General features: G+C 74.9%; 16 protein-coding genes. 10 read left to right on the top strand and 6 right to left on the bottom strand.

Going from position 1 to position 15,571, the window contains the following annotated elements; all coding sequences use genetic code 11:
- Window positions 1-4: 4 nt before the first annotated feature.
- From ACWDXC_RS15705 to ACWDXC_RS15695, 3 genes are read right to left on the bottom strand one after another with little or no spacing between them, the layout of a single operon-like run.
- Window positions 5-1,192, bottom strand: a complete 1,188-nt coding sequence (locus tag ACWDXC_RS15705) for an RNA polymerase sigma factor (RefSeq protein ID WP_364183830.1) — start codon at window positions 1,190-1,192, stop codon at window positions 5-7.
- A complete protein-coding gene (locus ACWDXC_RS15700; protein ID WP_449981988.1) occupies window positions 1,189-1,527 on the bottom strand; it encodes a YciI family protein in 339 nt (112 codons plus the stop codon). The genes ACWDXC_RS15705 and ACWDXC_RS15700 overlap by 4 nt, the downstream gene beginning before the upstream one ends.
- Before the next feature lie 60 nt (window positions 1,528-1,587).
- Window positions 1,588-2,412 (bottom strand): alpha/beta fold hydrolase, encoded by an 825-nt coding sequence (locus ACWDXC_RS15695; RefSeq protein WP_449981986.1) that lies wholly within the window; start codon window positions 2,410-2,412, stop codon window positions 1,588-1,590.
- A gap of 56 nt (window positions 2,413-2,468) precedes the next feature.
- Between ACWDXC_RS15695 and ACWDXC_RS15690 the strand changes: the two genes are divergently transcribed.
- Both ACWDXC_RS15690 and ACWDXC_RS15685 read left to right on the top strand, forming a co-directional pair.
- Complete coding sequence (locus ACWDXC_RS15690) at window positions 2,469-3,035, top strand: hypothetical protein (protein WP_449981984.1); 567 nt, start codon at window positions 2,469-2,471, stop codon at window positions 3,033-3,035.
- A 100-nt stretch (window positions 3,036-3,135) separates the two neighbouring features.
- Entirely contained in the window at window positions 3,136-3,531 is a 396-nt protein-coding gene (locus ACWDXC_RS15685) for a hypothetical protein (protein ID WP_449981982.1), read from the top strand.
- A 20-nt stretch (window positions 3,532-3,551) separates the two neighbouring features.
- Here the strand turns inward: ACWDXC_RS15685 and ACWDXC_RS15680 are convergent, their stop codons facing one another.
- Complete coding sequence (locus ACWDXC_RS15680) at window positions 3,552-5,273, bottom strand: right-handed parallel beta-helix repeat-containing protein (protein ID WP_449981980.1); 1,722 nt, start codon at window positions 5,271-5,273, stop codon at window positions 3,552-3,554.
- A gap of 18 nt (window positions 5,274-5,291) precedes the next feature.
- On the opposite strand from ACWDXC_RS15680, the gene ACWDXC_RS15675 reads away from it, so the two are divergent.
- Window positions 5,292-6,125, top strand: coding sequence for a TetR/AcrR family transcriptional regulator (locus tag ACWDXC_RS15675; RefSeq protein ID WP_449981978.1), 834 nt, complete (start codon window positions 5,292-5,294; stop codon window positions 6,123-6,125).
- Here ACWDXC_RS15675 and ACWDXC_RS15670 read toward each other — a convergent pair.
- Window positions 6,122-6,742 (bottom strand): TetR/AcrR family transcriptional regulator, encoded by a 621-nt coding sequence (locus tag ACWDXC_RS15670; RefSeq protein WP_449981976.1) that lies wholly within the window; start codon window positions 6,740-6,742, stop codon window positions 6,122-6,124. The genes ACWDXC_RS15675 and ACWDXC_RS15670 overlap by 4 nt on opposite strands.
- Window positions 6,743-6,811: 69 nt before the next feature.
- On the opposite strand from ACWDXC_RS15670, the gene ACWDXC_RS15665 reads away from it, so the two are divergent.
- From ACWDXC_RS15665 to ACWDXC_RS15650, 4 genes are all read left to right on the top strand, one after another.
- Window positions 6,812-7,768 carry an NAD(P)-dependent alcohol dehydrogenase gene (locus tag ACWDXC_RS15665; RefSeq protein ID WP_449982051.1) on the top strand — a complete coding sequence of 319 codons (957 nt, stop codon included), beginning with the start codon at window positions 6,812-6,814 and terminating at the stop codon, window positions 7,766-7,768.
- Between the two features lie 186 nt (window positions 7,769-7,954).
- A complete protein-coding gene (locus ACWDXC_RS15660) occupies window positions 7,955-9,169 on the top strand; it encodes a PP2C family protein-serine/threonine phosphatase (protein ID WP_449981974.1) in 1,215 nt (404 codons plus the stop codon).
- A 52-nt stretch (window positions 9,170-9,221) separates the two neighbouring features.
- Window positions 9,222-10,292: a MerR family transcriptional regulator gene (locus ACWDXC_RS15655; RefSeq protein WP_449981972.1), complete on the top strand. Its 1,071-nt coding sequence runs from the start codon at window positions 9,222-9,224 to the stop codon at window positions 10,290-10,292.
- Window positions 10,289-11,512: an MFS transporter gene (locus ACWDXC_RS15650; protein ID WP_449981970.1), complete on the top strand. Its 1,224-nt coding sequence runs from the start codon at window positions 10,289-10,291 to the stop codon at window positions 11,510-11,512. The genes ACWDXC_RS15655 and ACWDXC_RS15650 overlap by 4 nt, the downstream gene beginning before the upstream one ends.
- Here the strand turns inward: ACWDXC_RS15650 and ACWDXC_RS15645 are convergent, their stop codons facing one another.
- Window positions 11,513-12,334, bottom strand: a complete 822-nt coding sequence (locus ACWDXC_RS15645) for a nitroreductase/quinone reductase family protein (RefSeq protein WP_449981968.1) — start codon at window positions 12,332-12,334, stop codon at window positions 11,513-11,515.
- Between the two features lie 239 nt (window positions 12,335-12,573).
- Here ACWDXC_RS15645 and ACWDXC_RS15640 point away from each other — a divergent pair, with 239 nt between their 5' ends.
- The 3 genes from ACWDXC_RS15640 (at window position 12,574) to ACWDXC_RS15630 (ending at window position 15,514) form a co-directional block, all read left to right on the top strand.
- Window positions 12,574-13,197: a helix-turn-helix domain-containing protein gene (locus ACWDXC_RS15640; RefSeq protein ID WP_219514496.1), complete on the top strand. Its 624-nt coding sequence runs from the start codon at window positions 12,574-12,576 to the stop codon at window positions 13,195-13,197.
- Window positions 13,190-14,617: a pyridoxal phosphate-dependent decarboxylase family protein gene (locus ACWDXC_RS15635; protein WP_449981966.1), complete on the top strand. Its 1,428-nt coding sequence runs from the start codon at window positions 13,190-13,192 to the stop codon at window positions 14,615-14,617. The genes ACWDXC_RS15640 and ACWDXC_RS15635 overlap by 8 nt, the downstream gene beginning before the upstream one ends.
- Before the next feature lie 126 nt (window positions 14,618-14,743).
- Entirely contained in the window at window positions 14,744-15,514 is a 771-nt protein-coding gene (locus ACWDXC_RS15630; RefSeq protein ID WP_449981964.1) for a putative protein N(5)-glutamine methyltransferase, read from the top strand.
- Window positions 15,515-15,571 lie beyond the last annotated feature (57 nt).

Raw genomic sequence — 15,571 nt, 5'->3', positions numbered from 1 at the left:
TTGACTAGTCTAGAGGGTCGCGGGCCCGGCGCAGGAAGGCGCGTTCGGCCTCGTTGCCCGTGCCGGCGAGAGCCGCGTCGTACTCCCGTGCCGCCTCCGCGTCCCGGCCCAGGCGGCGCAGCAGGTCGGCCCGTACGGCGTGGAAGACGTGGTAGCCGTCCAGGTCCAGGTCGTCCACCAGGGCGAGCGCCGCCCCCGGCCCGGCGACCTCGGCCACCGCGACGGCCCGGTTGAGCGCCACGACGGGGCTCGGCGCGAGCGCCATGAGCTGGTCGTACAGCGCCACCACCTGCCGCCAGTCCGTCGGCGGCTCGCTGTGCACGGCGTTGATCGCCGCCTGGATCTGGTACGGCCCCGGCCGCCCCCGGCGCAGGCACCGCCGGACCAGCTCCCGGCCCTCGGCCACCAGGGCGCGGTCCCACAGGCCGGGATCCTGGTCGGCCAGGCGGACCGGCGTCCCGCCGGGCGCGGTGCGGGCCGGGCGGCGCGACTCCAGCAGCAGCATGAGCGCCAGCAGCCCGATCGCCTCCGGCTCGTCCGGCATGAGCTCGGCCAACAGCCGGCCGAGCCGGATCGCCTCGGCGCACAGCTCCTCGCGCACCAGCCGGTCGCCGGACCGGGGCAGGTAGCCCTCGTTGAAGATCAGGTAGATGACCGCCAGCACGGGCTCCAGCCGTTCCGGCAGGTCGGCCTCGCGCGGGATCCGGTACGGGATCCGCGCGTCACGGATCTTGCCCTTGGCGCGGACCAGGCGCTGGGCCATCGTCGGCTCCGGCACCAGGAACGCCCGGGCGATCTCGGCCGTGCTGAGCCCGCCCAGCAGCCGCAGCGTGAGCGCGACCTGGGCGGGCCTGGCCAGCGCGGGATGGCAGCAGGTGAAGATCAGCCGAAGCCGGTCGTCGGGCACGGGTCCCTCCTCCGCCGGCGCGTCACCGGCGTGCAGCAGCGCGGCCTGGGCGTGCTTGTCCTGCCGCGCGGCCTCGCGGCGCAGCCGGTCGACCGCGCGGTTGCGGGCCGTGGTGATGATCCATCCGGCCGGGCTCGGCGGCGTCCCTTCGGCGGGCCAGCGCCGCACCGCGACCGTGAAGGCGTCCTGGACCGCGTCCTCGGCGATGTCGATGTCGCCGAAGACGCGGACCAGGACGGCGACCGCGCGCCCGTACTCCTGGGCGAACACCCGCTCCACGCTCACTGGAACGGACGCACCTCGACCGGCAGCGTGGTGACGGCGGCGAGCCTGCGCCCCCAGGCGAGGGCGGCGTCCAGGTCGGGCGCCTGGATGACGGTGAACCCGCCGAGGTGCTCCTTGCCCTCGGTGTAGGGGCCGTCGGTCATGAGCACGTCGCCGCCCTTGGGCCGCAGCACGGTGGCGGTGCCCGGCGGGTGCAGCCCGGCGGCGAACACCCACGCCCCGGCGGCGCGCATCTCGTCGTTGAGCGCCTCGAGGTCGCGGACGATCGGCTCCAGGACCTCCGGCGGGGGCGGGTCGCCGTCGGGCTGGTAGATGCTGAGCAGGTACTTCTGCATGTTGTCCTCCTTCACCCCTTATACGAATGACTCCCGCCCGGATCGACACCCCGCGCCGGGTCAGCGCAGGAAAGCCGCGACCACCTCGGCGAACCGGGCGGGGTCGTCCACCCACGGGTAGTGGCCGGCCCCGGCCTGGACGACGTGCGAGGCGGCGGGGAACAGGCGGGCGTACTCGGCCGTCGCCCGCGGCGGGCTGTTCAGGTCGTGCTCGCCGGCCAGCACCAGCACCGGGCCGCGCCGGGCGGCGAGCGCGGCCCGGGTGCGCGGCGGGTCGAAGGCGCCCTCGGCCGCGAAGGCGGCGGCGATCGCCGGGTCGGGCGGCCGGGAAGCGGGGTGCTCGCGCGCGGCGGCGTCCCAGCGGCCCCACAGGAAGGGCGTGATGGCGTCGCGTTCGCCGCCCCGGCCCTCGATGATCGCCTCCAGGGCGGCGAACGCGGCGGGGAACCACGGCTCGGCCTTCCTGCGCAGGGCGAGCTCGCGCCGCGTCGCGCCGGTGACGGTGATGCCGGCGGCGGCGCAGCCGGGGGTGATCAGGGCCAGCCTGCCGACGTTCGCGGGGTGGCGGACCGCGTAGGTCACGGCGAGGTTGGCGCCGCCGGAGTGGCCGAGCAGGTCGATCCGGTCGAGCCCGAGGTGCTCGCGCAGGGCCTCGACGTCACCGCTCTGGCGGTCGCAGCGGTAGGAGGCGGGGTCGGCGGGCCGGGCGGAGCGGCCGGTGCCGCGCGGGTCCAGCAGGACGAGCCGCCGGTGCGCGGACAGGCCGCCGAGGTCGCCGAGGTAGCCGGCGTCCGTGGGGCCTCCCGGGACGCACACGAGCGGGTCGCCGGTCCCGGAGGTGCGGTAGGCCAGCCGGGTGCCGTCCGGCGCGGTGAAAGTGGGCATGACCCAGGACTCTGACGCATATAACCGATTTATACAACCAGGTTATGATCTGTGGCATGACGCTGACCGAGGAGCAGGCCGGGCGGATGATCGCCGACATGAACGACGTCATCCGCGCGGGCGACGACATGCGCAGGCTCCGCGCCGAGATGATCGTGACCCTGGCCGGCCTCGGCTGGACCCAGGACCGGATCGCCCAGCTCACCGGCATGAGCCAGCCCGCCGTGAGCAAGCACGTCACCAAGCTGCGGGCCGCCGAGCCGCGTCCGCCGCTGGACCTGACGCTCGACCAGCACGACGTGCCCTGGCTCGAAGGCCGCCTGTGGGGCCTGGCCGAGCACATCGCCGAGACGTGCGACGGCGCCCGCTGCGCCCGCCACGTCCATGCCGTCGCGCGTGGCAGGAAGCGCTTCACCCCCCAGCACGTCGACGAGCTGCGCCGCCTCGTCGAGGAGGACCTGCGCCTGCACCGGGAGCGGCTGCCCGCGGGCTGCCGGGCCGCCTACGACCGGATCAGCCGCGGCCTCGACCTGCCCGCGCGCATCACCGCCCCCGCCCCCGCGTCGGTGCGGCGCGCGCTGGCCCGCGAGGTGCAGCGCAGCCGGCTGCGCGGCGAATCCTGAGCCAACGGCCGGCGAACATCCGCGATCACCCCTTGGCCGGCCCGGCCGCGTGTTCCATCGTCCTTGCTGAGCGAACGTCCTGCATCGGAAGAGAGGGAACATGCGCATCGCACGGGCACTTCTCGCGATCGGAACGGCGGCCGTCCTCACGGCCGGAGCCACCTCGGCGGCCCGGGCCGCCGACTACCCGCAAACGCGCTACGACGTCCAGTACGGCAACTCCTACGTCAAGGGCAACCTCATCTGGTACAACCGCTCGGTCCGGGTCGGCGGCGAGCTGCGGGCCGCCTCCGGCTGCCGTGACGTCGTCTACACCGCCTACGTGAACGACGCGATCGTGTCGCGCGAGGTCAGGAGCGCCTGCAACGGCACCGTCGGGCACGGCTTCACCCTGGAGGCCGACGTCCGGGGCGGCGCCACCGCGGTCTTCGTCGACCTGTGGGAGAACGGCCAGCTGCGCGCCTGGTCCATCTGCGGACGCGGCGGCTGCAGCTGACCCTTCGTCCCCTGGTGTGGTCAGCCGCGGGGCCGCAGCAGCCCCGCCCGGGCCTGGATGTCGGCCGTGGCCGCGTCCAGGCCCTCCGCCAGCGTGGTGTTGCCCTCGTAGGTGACCCCGGCCGGGACGGCGTCGCTGCCGGCGGGGTCGGCGTCCCAGAAGTTGCCCCGGTAGACGACGTTCTCCAGCGGCGGCGACACCTGCAGCACGGCGGTGCTGTCGGCGCCGGTGACGACGTTCTCCTCGACGGTGACCCAGGCGGCGCCGTAGTCGGTGTAGAGGCCGAAGTTGTACGGGGTGCGGGTGTCCTTGACGACGTTGCCCCGGATCTGGGCGCCGTCGTCGTGCGAGCTGCCCTGCGGGCCGGACAGGTAGAGGCCGCCGCCGTCGGCCAGGACGCTCATCGTGCCGGTGGTGAGGTTGCGCAGGAGCCGGGTGCCACGGCCCGGCCCGGCGACGATGCCGCAGTGCGGGACCTCGCGGACGTGGTTGTGGGCGACGGTGCAGCGTTCGGTGCCGAGCAGGGCGATGCCGGGGGAGCCGGAGTGGTCGAGGCCGGCGTGCTCGACCAGGTTGTCCTCGATGAGGGTGTCGTGGCCGCCGGTGACGTTGACAGCGGAGGCGGACAGGGTGTCGAAGTCGCAGCCGCGCACGACGTGCCGTTCGCCGCCGGTCAGGCCGAGCGCGGTGGCGCCCAGCCGGGTGAAGCGGCACCGCTCGAAGCGGACGTCGGCGCCGCCGTCGACGGTCACGCAGGCGGGGATCGTCGCCGAGCGGGACGGCACCGTGACCCACGCCTGCCCTTCGACGAGCACGACCTTCTCGACCGGGCCGCCGTCGTAGTGGCCGTTGCCGTGGTAGTGCAGGAAGCCTTCCGGGCCGCTGGGGCGCAGCCAGGTGGCGTCGGCGAAGGTCAGGCCGCGGAAGGTGACGTCGCGGGAGCCGGTGACGCGTAGCAGGGTCTCCAGGGCGGGAGCGACGATCCTGGGCCGCTCGCCGGGGCGGGGCAGGTAGCGCAGCACGTGGTGGCCGGGGCGGGAGCGGTCGAGGACGAACGTGCCGGGCTCGGTGAGGAAGGCGGCGTCGTTCTCGATCCTGGTGGGCAGCGGGGGGCCTTCCTGGGTGTGCTCCTCCCAGGTGAAGTTGTACAGCTCGACGGCGCGGGCGAAGGCGGGCTGCGCCATCGTGACGTGGGTGCGTTCGCCGTCGGAGGTGACTTCGGCGACGCCGATGCGGGCCTCGGTCCACGGGTAGACGCCCCGGTAGACGAACTCGACGTCGGCGGGGCTGTGCCAGTCGAGCGGGCTGTCCGTGACGTAACCCGTGACGGTTCTGGCGGCGTCGCCGGGCAGGGCGTCGATGCCGGCGCGTTCGGCCCGGCGGAGGACGCCGCCGGTCTCGACGTAGAGCTGCCGGGTGTCGAGGTCGCCGACGTCGGCCGTCCAGACGCCGCCGGCCACCTGACCGGTGATCTCCCGGCCGCCGCTGATGACGGCCTGCTCCTGCTCGGCGGTGCCGTAGCCGTGGGGCTGGACGGTGAGGCGGGCGTCGTCCTCGGTGAGTTCGAGCGGGGCGGCGAGGGTGTGGGTGCCGGCGCGCAGGCTGATGACGACGTCACCGGCGAGCGCGCGGGCCGCGCCGACGGCCCGGCCGAGGGTGGCGAAGGGACGCTCCAGGGTGCCGGGGGCGGCGTCGTCGCCGTGCGGGGAAACGTACAGGATTTCGTTGTTTATGGCGTACACGGGTATATACCCTAAACCATGAGCGAAGCAGTTGATCCGGACCGCGGGGTGGAGCTCCTGTGGGACGAGGGGCCGGGGGCCGGGCTGAGCCTGGGCCGGATCGTCCGCGCCGCCGTCGAGGTCGCCGACGCCGAGGGGCTGGCCGGGCTGTCGATGCGCAAGGTCGCCGAGCGCCTCGGCTTCACCACCATGTCCCTCTACCGGCACGTCCCCGGCCGCGCCCACCTGGTGGACCTGATGCGCGACGCGGTGATGGCCGGGCTGCCGGCGCCCGAGGGCGAGGGCTGGCGGGCCCGGCTGGAGTCGTGCGCCCGGCAGGGCTGGGAGCTGCGCAGACGCCATCCCTGGCTGGCGGAGATCCGGGGCGGCAGGCATGTGCCCGGGCCCAACGCGGTGGCCTACTACGAGGCGATGCTGAGCACGGTCGCCGGCACCGGGCTCACCCCGGCCGAGATGATCGCCGCGGTGGGGCTGGTGGGCCGGTTCGTGGACGCCGAGGCGCTGGTGCTGGCCGAGACCGCGCACGCCGAGCGCAGCAGCGGCGTGAGCGAGGAGGAGTGGTGGGGCTCGCGCGACACGCTCTTCGCCCGGCTGGACCGCTATCCGACGCTCACCCGGCTGTGGGAGGAGGGCGGCTACGACCACCCGGAGGACCCGTTCGAGTTCGGGCTGGCCCGGGTGCTCGACGGCATCGAGCTGCTCATCACCGCCAAGCGTGACGAAAGCCGTGACGAAACTCGGTGCCAGGTGTGCGGTGAACCGGTGGAGCAGCCGGAATCGGGGCGGCCGCGCGCGTACTGCTCCCGGGCCTGCCGCCAGCGCGCCTACCGGCAGCGCAAGAGCGGCACCTAACCCACGTACCGCAGCTCCGCCGGCGGCGGCGGCAGCGGCCCGGCGTGCCCCGCCTCCAGCGACTGCAGGAAGTAGGCGACGAGCCGCCGCGACGCCGCCGCGGCGGCGTCCCCGGCCCCGGCGACCACCGCGCCGTTGGCCATGAGCAGCAGCATGAGGTCCGCCAGGACGAAATCGGCGCGCAGCCGGCCGGCGGCCTTGGCCCGCCGGATGAGCTCGGCCAGCTCGTCCTCGGCCTCCGCGCGCTTGCGCTCCAGGTCGAACGCGCCCGGGAAGGCCGTCAGGAACGCGGCGGTGAACCCCCGGTCGACGACCTGCATCGCGCACACCTTCTCCACGGCCGTGCGGAAGCCGCGCCACGGGTCGTCGTCGGCCAGCGCGTCGCTCAGCGCCCCCACGCACATCGCGAGCTGGTCGGCGAACACCTCGGTGACCAGCGACTCCCGCGTGGGGAAACGCCGGTAGAGCGTGGCCGTGCCGACCCCGGCCCGGCGGGCGATCGCCGCCATCGGCACGTCGATGCCGCGCGTGGCGAACAGGTGGCGGGCGGCCCGCAGGATCCGGCCGCGGTTGCGCGAGGCGTCGGCGCGCAGCATCCGAGACGAACGGTCGGACATGTCTCTCACATTACCCGTAAGTGGGCGGTACCGTCCGGTTAGCTGGCTAGCCTCCCAGCCATGACGAACATGCGCGCCGCTCTTTTCGACCGTTACGGGCCCCCCGAGGTGCTCTACGAGGGCACGCTGCCCCGCCCCGAACCAGGCCCCGGCGAGGTGCTGGTGCGGGTGCACGCCGCCAGCGTCAACGGCGGCGAGTCGTACGGCCGGGCCGGGCGGGTCAGGCTGGTGACCGACCTGATCGAGCCCGGATTCCCCAAACGCGTCGGGCTCGACTTCGCCGGCGAGGTCGCCGCCCTCGGCCCCGGCGTCTCCGGGCTCGCACCGGGCACCCGCGTGTGGGGCGGGCTGCCGCGCACCTTCGGCAGCGCCGCCGAGTACGTCGCCGTCCGTCCCCGCCAGCTCGCGCTCGCGCCCGCCGGGCTGGACCTGGTCGAGGCCGCCGCCCTGCCCGGCGTGGGCACGACCGCGATCACCGCGCTGCGCGACAAGGCCCGCCTGCGGGCGGGGGAGCGGCTGCTGGTCCGGGGCGGGAGCGGCGGGGTCGGCAGCGTCGCAGTCCAGCTCGGCCGGGCGCTCGGCGCGCACGTCACCGCGCTCGCCGGGGCCCGCAGCCTGGACCTCGTCCGCGAGCTCGGCGCCGACGAGGCCCTGGACTACGCGACCACCGAGCCCGCCGCGCTCGGCCCCTTCGACGTGATCCTCGACACCGCCAGCACCCGCCTGCCCGACTTCCGGCGGCTGCTCGCGCCGGGCGGGCGGATGGTGGCCATCGCCTTCGACCTCGACCGCCCGCTCGCGTCGCTGGCCGCGATCGCCGCCTCCACCGTGTACGGGCCGCGCCGGATGCGGTTCTTCAGCGGCAACCCCAAGCACCGGCTGTTCGCCGATCTCACCCGTTACGTGGAGACCGGGGCGATCCGCCCGGTCGTGGACACGGTCTACCCGCTCTCCGGCATCGCGGCCGCCCACCGGGCCCTGGAGACGGGCGGCGTACGCGGCAAGATCGTCATCCGCGTCGTGTGACCGGCCGGGCATCCCCCGCGACATCAGCTCCCGCCCCGGGCGGAGGGCCCGGCCCCCTGCTTTTCTCCGTCGCGGGGCGGCGGCATGGAAGGCTCCGCGTCCCGGGCCCAGGCGGGGGCTCCCGGGGGAGGCCGGTGCAGGATCGCCCGCGTGCGGGTAAGAGCCCGTCGGAGGGGAGGCGGCACGGTGCTGAGCGACGGCGAGCGCATGCTGGGCGGGCTCCTGCGTGCCAGCCACACGGCCACGCTGGAGGACACCGTCCCCCTGATCGCCGGCCACGCGGCCCTGTCCGGCTTCACCCACACCAAGGTGTACGTGAGCGACCTGCGGCAGCTGATGCTGGTGCCGCTGCCGGGCCAGGTGGACGCCCGGGGCGTCCCGCTGACGCCGGTGTCGATCGACACCACGATGCCGGGGCGGGCCTTTCGCGACGTGGAGGTCGTGCGGGCCAAGGCCGAGGAGGAACCGGCGGCCGTGCAGCTGTGGGTGCCGCTGATCGACGGCACCGAACGGATCGGCGTGCTCGGCGCCACGGTCCAGACCGTCGACGAGACCGTCGAGTGGCGGGCCAGGCAGCTCGCCTCACTGGTCGCGCTCATCCTGGTGAGCAAGCGGGGCGCCAGCGACTCGTGGGCGGCTCTGGTGCGCAGCGAGCCGATGCTGCTGTCGGCCGAGGTGCTGTGGAACCTGCTGCCGCACGGCAGCTTCGCCAACGACCGGGTGGTGTTCAGCGCCGCGCTGGAGCCGGCCTACGAGGTGGGCGGCGACGCCTACGACTACGGCATCGCGGGCGACAACCTGCACGTGTCGATCTTCGACGCGATGGGGCACGACCTGTCGGCGACGCTGACGGCGACGATGGCGATCGGCGCCTGCCGCAACAGCCGGCTCGCCGGCAGGGACCTGCTGGCCACGAGCGAGGGGATCGACGCGGCGATCGGCGAGCAGTTCGGCCGCACCCGGTTCGCCACGGGCATCCTGGCCGACCTGGACATGGACACCGGCGAGCTCACCTGGATCAACCGCGGTCACCATCCGCCGCTGGTGCTGCGTGACGGCCGGCTGGTCGCCAGCCTGGACAGCGAGCTGCCGTCGCCGCCGATGGGGTTCGGGCTGGGTCTGTCGTCGGGGCTGGAGCGCTATCAGCTGCAGCGCGGCGACCGGCTGCTCCTCTACACCGACGGGATCATCGAGGCGCAGAACCCCGCCGGGGAGGAGTTCGGGCTGGAGCGGTTCGTCGACTTCATCGTGCGCCACGAGGCGGGCGGGCTGTCGGCTCCCGAGACGCTGCGCCGCCTGATCAACTCGATCCTGGACCACCAGCGCGGCCGGCTCCAGGACGACGCCACGGTGGTGACGGTCGAGTGGCAGGCCGACCGGCAGGCCACGATGACCATCTGAGCGCCCCGGCCCGCTGGACTTTGCCCCTGGGGGAAGGTCCAGCATGTCCGATGTGGAACTACTGACGATCGGCGCGTTCGCGCGTGCCGTGCGCCTGTCGCCGAAGGCGTTGCGGCTGTACGACGAGCTCGGGCTGCTGCGGCCCGCCCTGGTCGACGGGGAGTCGGGATACCGCTTCTACGATCCGGCCCAGGTGGAGCGGGCCCGGCTCATCGCCTGGCTGCGGCGGCTGGGCATGCCGCTGGCCCGCATCCGCGAGGTGTGCGACCTGGAGCCGGGCGCCGCCGCCGAGGCGGTCGCCGATTACTGGGCGCGGGTGGAGGCCGAGACGGCGGCCCGGGGCAGGCTGGCGACGTTCCTCGTCGACCACCTGTCCGGCGGGGGCGCCGCCGCCGACCACACCGTGGGCGTCCGTTACGCGGCCAGGACCGCGTCCGGGCTGGTGCGCACCAGCAACGAGGACGCCGCCTACGCGGGCGCCCGCCTGCTGGCGGTGGCCGACGGGGTGCGCGGGCCGGGCGGCGAGCTGGCCAGCGCGGCGGCGATCGAGGCGCTCAAGCCGCTGGAGACGCTGGCCGTACCGGAAGGGGATCTGCTCGGCGCGCTCGCCGACGCGGTCGCCAGGGCCGGTGAGGCGATCAAGGAGCTCGCGGGGCCGGGTGAGGCGTCCGCGCGCGGGCCGGCGACCACGCTGACGGCGCTGCTGCGCTCGGGGTCGCGGCTGGCGCTGGTGCACGTCGGCGACACGCGCGCGTACGTGCTGCGCGGCGGCGAGATGTTCCGCATCACCCACGATCACACGCTGGTGCAGGCGATGGTCGACGAGGGCAGGCTGACGCCGGAGGAGGCGGCCTCGCACCCGAGCCGGTCGATGCTGGCCCGCGCGCTGACGGGGGAGGGCGGGGCGGAGCCGGACCTGTCGCTGCACGCGGCCGAGGCCGGCGACCGCTACCTGCTGTGCTCCGACGGGCTGTCGGCCGTCGTCGCGCCCGATTCCCTGCACGCGGCGCTGGCGGGCGCCGACGGCCCGGAGGCGGCCCTGGACGCGCTGCTCGCCCTGGCGTACGCGGCGGGCGCGCCCGACAACATCGCGTGCGTCGTGGCCGACGTGGTGGCGTTGTGAGCCGCTTCACGCTGGACCGCCGGCCGCTGGCCGTCCCGGCGTTCCGGCGGCTGTGGACGGCCTCGGCGGTGTGCGCGGTCGGCGGGTCGTTCAGCGTGGTGGCGGTGCCGGCGCAGCTGTTCGCGATGACGGGCTCGTCTGCGGCGGTGGGCGCGGCGGCCGGGGTGTCGTTCGGCGCGCTGGTGACGGCGTCGCTGTGGGCGGGGGCGCGGGCTGATGCGATGGACCGGCGGCGGCTGCTGCTGGCGGCGCACTGCGGGCTGGCGCTGACGTACGCGGGGCTGTGGGCCCAGCAGGCCGCCGGGCTTGGATCGGTCGCGGTGCTGCTGGCGCTGGTGGCCTGCCAGGGCGCCACGTTCGGGACGATCATGGTGACGACGGGCGCGGTGGTGCCCCGGCTGGTGCCCGCCGGGCTGCTGGCCGCCGCGAACAGCCTGAGCTCGCTGGCCCGCTACTCCGGCTCGGTGATCGGGCCGCTGCTGGCGGGCGTGCTGATCCCGGTGACGGGGCTGGGCTCGCTCTACCTGTTCGACTCGCTCGCGCTGCTGGCCGTGGTGTGGGCGGTGTTCCGGCTGCCGCCGATCCCGCCTCCGGAGGGCGGCCGGGGCTCCACGCCCGCCCAGGTGCTGGCCGGGTTCCGCTACCTGGCGGGCAACCGGGTGCTGGTGGCGGTGCTGGCGGTGGACCTGGCCGCGATGGTGTTCGGGATGCCGTCGGCGGTCCTGCCCGAGCTGGCCGGCACGGTGTACGGCGGCCCCGCGGGCGGCGGCGTGGAGCTGGGGCTGCTGTACGCGGCCTACCCGGCGGGGGTGTTCGCGGCGGGGCTGCTGTCGGGGACGTTCACCCGGGCGCGGCGGCAGGGCGCGCTGATGGCGTGGGCCGCCGCCGTGTGGGGAGTGACGGTGGTGCTGCTCGGCCTGGCCGGGCAGCTGTGGCAGGCGCTGGCGGCGCTGCTGCTCGGCGGCGCCGCCAACTTCCTGCTCAGCACGTTCCGCAACGCCATCACCCAGGCGCACACCGACGACGCCGTGCGCGGCCGGGTCCAGGGCTCGCTCACGGTCGTGCTCGTCGGCGGCCCGCAGATCGGCAACCTGCTGCACGGGACCGCCGCGGCCGCGTACGGGCCGCAGGTGACGATCTGCGCCGGCGGGCTGCTCACGGTGGCGGCGGTGGCCCTGATCGCGCGGGCCGCGCCGGGGCTGCGGCGTTACGCGGGCTGATCAGCCGCCGTTCAGCACGGGGACGAGGTGTTCCTCCTCGTAGTCGAGGTGGGCCTCCAGCTCGGCGGTGAGGCGTTCGACCTCGGCGAGCACGTCGCCGCCGCCGCTCGCGACGACCTTCTGCAGCTCGTCGACGAGCTCCTGGATGACGCGGTGCTCCTCGCGGAGCCGGGCCAGCACGGGGGCGAGGTCGGGGCGGGCGCCGTCGAGATGGGGGAACATGCGCGTGTCCTCCATCGTGTGATGGAAGTGCAGCCCCTGGCACAGGTTGAGGCAGTTGATGCGCAGTTGCGCGCCCAGGCCGGCGCCCGACCCGGCCACTTCCTCGCGGATCAGCGCGAGCTCGCGGCGGAAGGCGTCGTGGACGACCTTGAGGAAGTCGCCGCCGCGCAGGTCGGGCGGGCCGCCGGCGGTCCGGGTGAGGGCGACGACGGGCAGCGTGCGCCCGGACTTCGTCTCGTAGTCGGCCCAGGCGGGGTCGGTCTCGACGGCGCGGGCGAAGATCTCGTCGCGTTCGGCGCCGTCCAGGACGGCCGCGGTGGCCTCGTACGTGAACGCGCCGTCCTCGACGGTGACGCGCGGGTCGGCCAGGATGTTGTGGAACCAGGCGGGGTGGCGGGGCGAGCCGCCGGCCGAGGCGATGACGAAGATCCGGCTGTTGCCCTCGTCGGCGAGGTAGCCGAGCGGGGTGGTGTGGCGGGCGCCGCTCCTGGCCCCGGTGGTGGTGAGCAGGATGAGGCGGGCGCCTTCGAAGGGCGGGCCGACCCTGCCGTTGCCGGCGCGGAACTGGTCGATGATGGACTGGTTGAAGCCGTTGGGCATGCTGAAGCTCTCTGTCAGGCGTGCGGGAATGCCGGTGATGAGGGGGCGCGCGGGCGCGGTCGGATCAGGCGCTGCCTGTGAGCTGAGTCGTCACGGTATCGTCCCCCTGCTGTCACGGCCTCCATGCCCCCGCCGTCCACCGGGCGACGACACGCGACCTGCCGGATCATTACACGCGGCCTCACCTCAGCTGTCAACATCACCACTATCGCGGACAAACCACCCCTATAGTGGACAACATGGATGGCGTTCTCTCCACCGGCCTGTCGATGGCCGAGCTCGGCGCCCGCGTCCGCGCCGAGCGCCGGGCCCGCGGGCTGTCCATCGACCGGCTGGCCGAGCTCAGCGGCATCAGCCGCAGCATGGTCTCCGAGGTCGAACGGGGCGCCAAGACCCCCAGCGTGCTCGTCCTGGACCGGCTGGCCACCGCCCTCGGCACGTCGATCGCGCGGCTGCTCGACGAGCCGGTCCGCGAGGTGCCGGCCGTGCTGCGGCACGCCGAGCAGCGCGTGGTGCGCGACCCGTCCGGATGGGAGCGCCGGGTGCTGTCACCGGTGCTGCCGAACGTGGAGTTCGAGTTCATGCGCACCACGATCGGGCCGGGCGTCGACGCGGGGGAGTTCGCCGCGCACGCGCCAGGCTCGCGCGAGTACGTCGCCGTCGAGTCCGGCAGCCTGCGCCTGACCGTCGACGACCGGGCCCACGTGCTGCGCGCCGGCGACTCGGCCTACTATCCGGGCGACCGCCGCCACGCCTTCGCCAACGACGACGACGCCACCGACTGCGTGTACTACCTGGCCATGGAGCTGGGCGGGCCCGCCGTCACGCACCACGACCAGCGAACGGAGACCCACCTTGGATGAGCTGCGCCACGCCGCGGGCCGGGCCGCCGGCCTCGCCGCCGACCACCTCGGCGGCCTGCGCGAGGAGCCCGTCTGGCGGCCCGTCGCCGACGCCGACCGCCTCTGGCTCACCGGCCAGGACCTGCCCGAGGCCGGGCGCGGCCTCGACGAGCTGCTCGACGACGTCCGCGCCCGGGTGCTGCCCTACCCGATGGGCAACGGGCACCCGCGCTTCTTCGGCTGGGTCAACTCGCCGCCCAACCCGGCCGGCGTGCTCGTCGAGCCGCTGGCCGCCGCGCTCAACCCGAGCTGCGCGGGCGGCGACCACGCCGGCCCGCTGCTGGAACGCACGGTCGTGCGCTGGCTGGCCGGCCTCGTCGGCTTCCCGCACCGGCCCGGCGGCGGGCTGCTGACCAGCGGCGCCTCCATGGCGACGATCATCTGCCTGGCCACCGCCCGGCAGCGCGCCGCCCTCGCCGACGGCTGGGACGTGCGCGAGGAGGGCCTGTCCGGCCGCCCGCCGATGGTCGTGTACGTGTCCGCCGAGGGGCACAGCTGCCTGCGCAAGGCCGCCGAACTGCTCGGCATCGGCTCCCGGCGCATCCGCACCGTCCCGGTCGACGCCGCCTACCGGATGGACGTGGCCGCGCTGCGCTCGATGGTCGCCGAGGACGTGGCGGCCGGGCTGCGGCCGTTCTGCGTGGCGGCGAGCGCGGGCACCGTCAACAGCGGCGCCGTCGACCCGCTCGCCGACATCGCGGCCGTCGCCGCCGAGCACGGGCTCTGGTTCCACGTCGACGGCGCCTACGGGGCGCTCGGCGTGCTGGCCGACCCGTCCGCCTTCGCCGGTCTGGAGCTGGCCGACTCGCTCGCCCTCGACCCGCACAAGTGGCTCGGCGTCCCCGTCGGCTGCGGCTGCGCGCTGCTGCGCGACCCTGCCGAGGCGCGTGCCGCCTTCAGCCTCGTCCCGTCGTACCTGGTGGACGAGAACGCCGACGAGCTGGGCTGGTTCGCCGAGTACGGGCCCGAGCAGACGCGGCCGTTCCGCGCGCTGAAGACGTGGGCGACGATGTCGCACCTCGGCCGCGACGGCATCGAGCGCCTGGTCGGCCACACCACCCGGCTGGCCCGCACGCTCGGCGCGATGGTCGAGGAAGCCGCCGACTTCGAGCTGATGGCGCCCGTCGTCACCTCCATCGCCGCCTTCCGCTACCGCCCGGACTCAGGCGATCCCGACCTGGTGAACCGGGCCCTCCCGGCGGCCGTGCAGCGGCGCGGCGTCACGTTCCTCACCGGCACCCGGCTGGGCGGCGCCGACGCGCTGCGCGCCTGCATCCTGAGCCCCGCCACCACCGAGGACGACCTGGCGGTGCTGCTGCACGAGATCCGCACCGCCGCCAAGGAGCTGACCGGTTTGCCGGGCTCCGCGGGGCTCCGATAGTGTCGCAGCCGAAATTCGAGGAGGTGAGACCCATTCCCGCTTGTTCCGTCCGGGTGCTCTCACCTCACGCGGCCCGCCGTTCCTGAGGCGACCGGGAGAGCGCCCCGTTCATCCCGAAAGGCGCTCATGTCACTCTCTCCGCCCGCCGTCGTCGCCCGCCTCCGTGCCGCGGGCTGCGTCTTCGCCGAAGACGAGGCCCGCCTGCTCGCCGGCGCGGCCCGCACTCCCGCCGCGCTCGACGCCCTCGTCGAGCGCCGCGCCGCCGGCGAGCCACTCGAACACGTCCTCGGCTGGGCCGAGTTCAGCGGCCTGCGCGTCGCCGTCGACGCCGGTGTCTTCGTGCCGCGCCCGCGCACCGAGTTCCTCGTCGAGCAGGCGATCGCGCTCGCCGCACCCGGCACGGTGGCCGTCGACCTGTGCTGCGGCACCGGCGCGCTCGGCGCCGCCCTGGTCGCCGCCGTCCCGGGCGCCGAGCTGCACGCCGCCGACCTCGACCCGGCCGCCGTCGCCTGCGCCCGCCGCAACCTGCCCGCCGGCCGCGTCCACGAGGGCGACCTGTACGAGCCCCTGCCCCCGGAGCTGCGCGGGCGGATCGGGCTGCTGCTGGCCAACGTGCCGTACGTGCCCACCGGGGAGATCGGGCTGCTGCCCGCCGAGGCGCGGCTGCACGAGGCGCGGCTCGCGCTCGACGGCGGCGCCGACGGGCTGGACGTGCTGCGCCGGGTGGCCGCCGGGGCGCCCGGCTGGCTCGCCCCGGGCGGGCACCTGCTGTTCGAGACCAGCGACCGCCAGGTCCCGCCCGCCCTGGAGGCCGTCGCCCGCCACGGCCTGGTGCCGCGCGTCTCCCGCTCCGACGAGTGGGCCGCCACCGTGATCATCGCCACCCGCCCCCGCTGACCCCTACGGCACCGGCCCTTCCACCGGCCACCGACCCGGCGGCGTCGCACTGGTGGG

The organism is Nonomuraea sp. NPDC003214, assembly GCF_053590035.1.
This window is presented reverse-complemented; position numbering and strand designations above follow the sequence as displayed.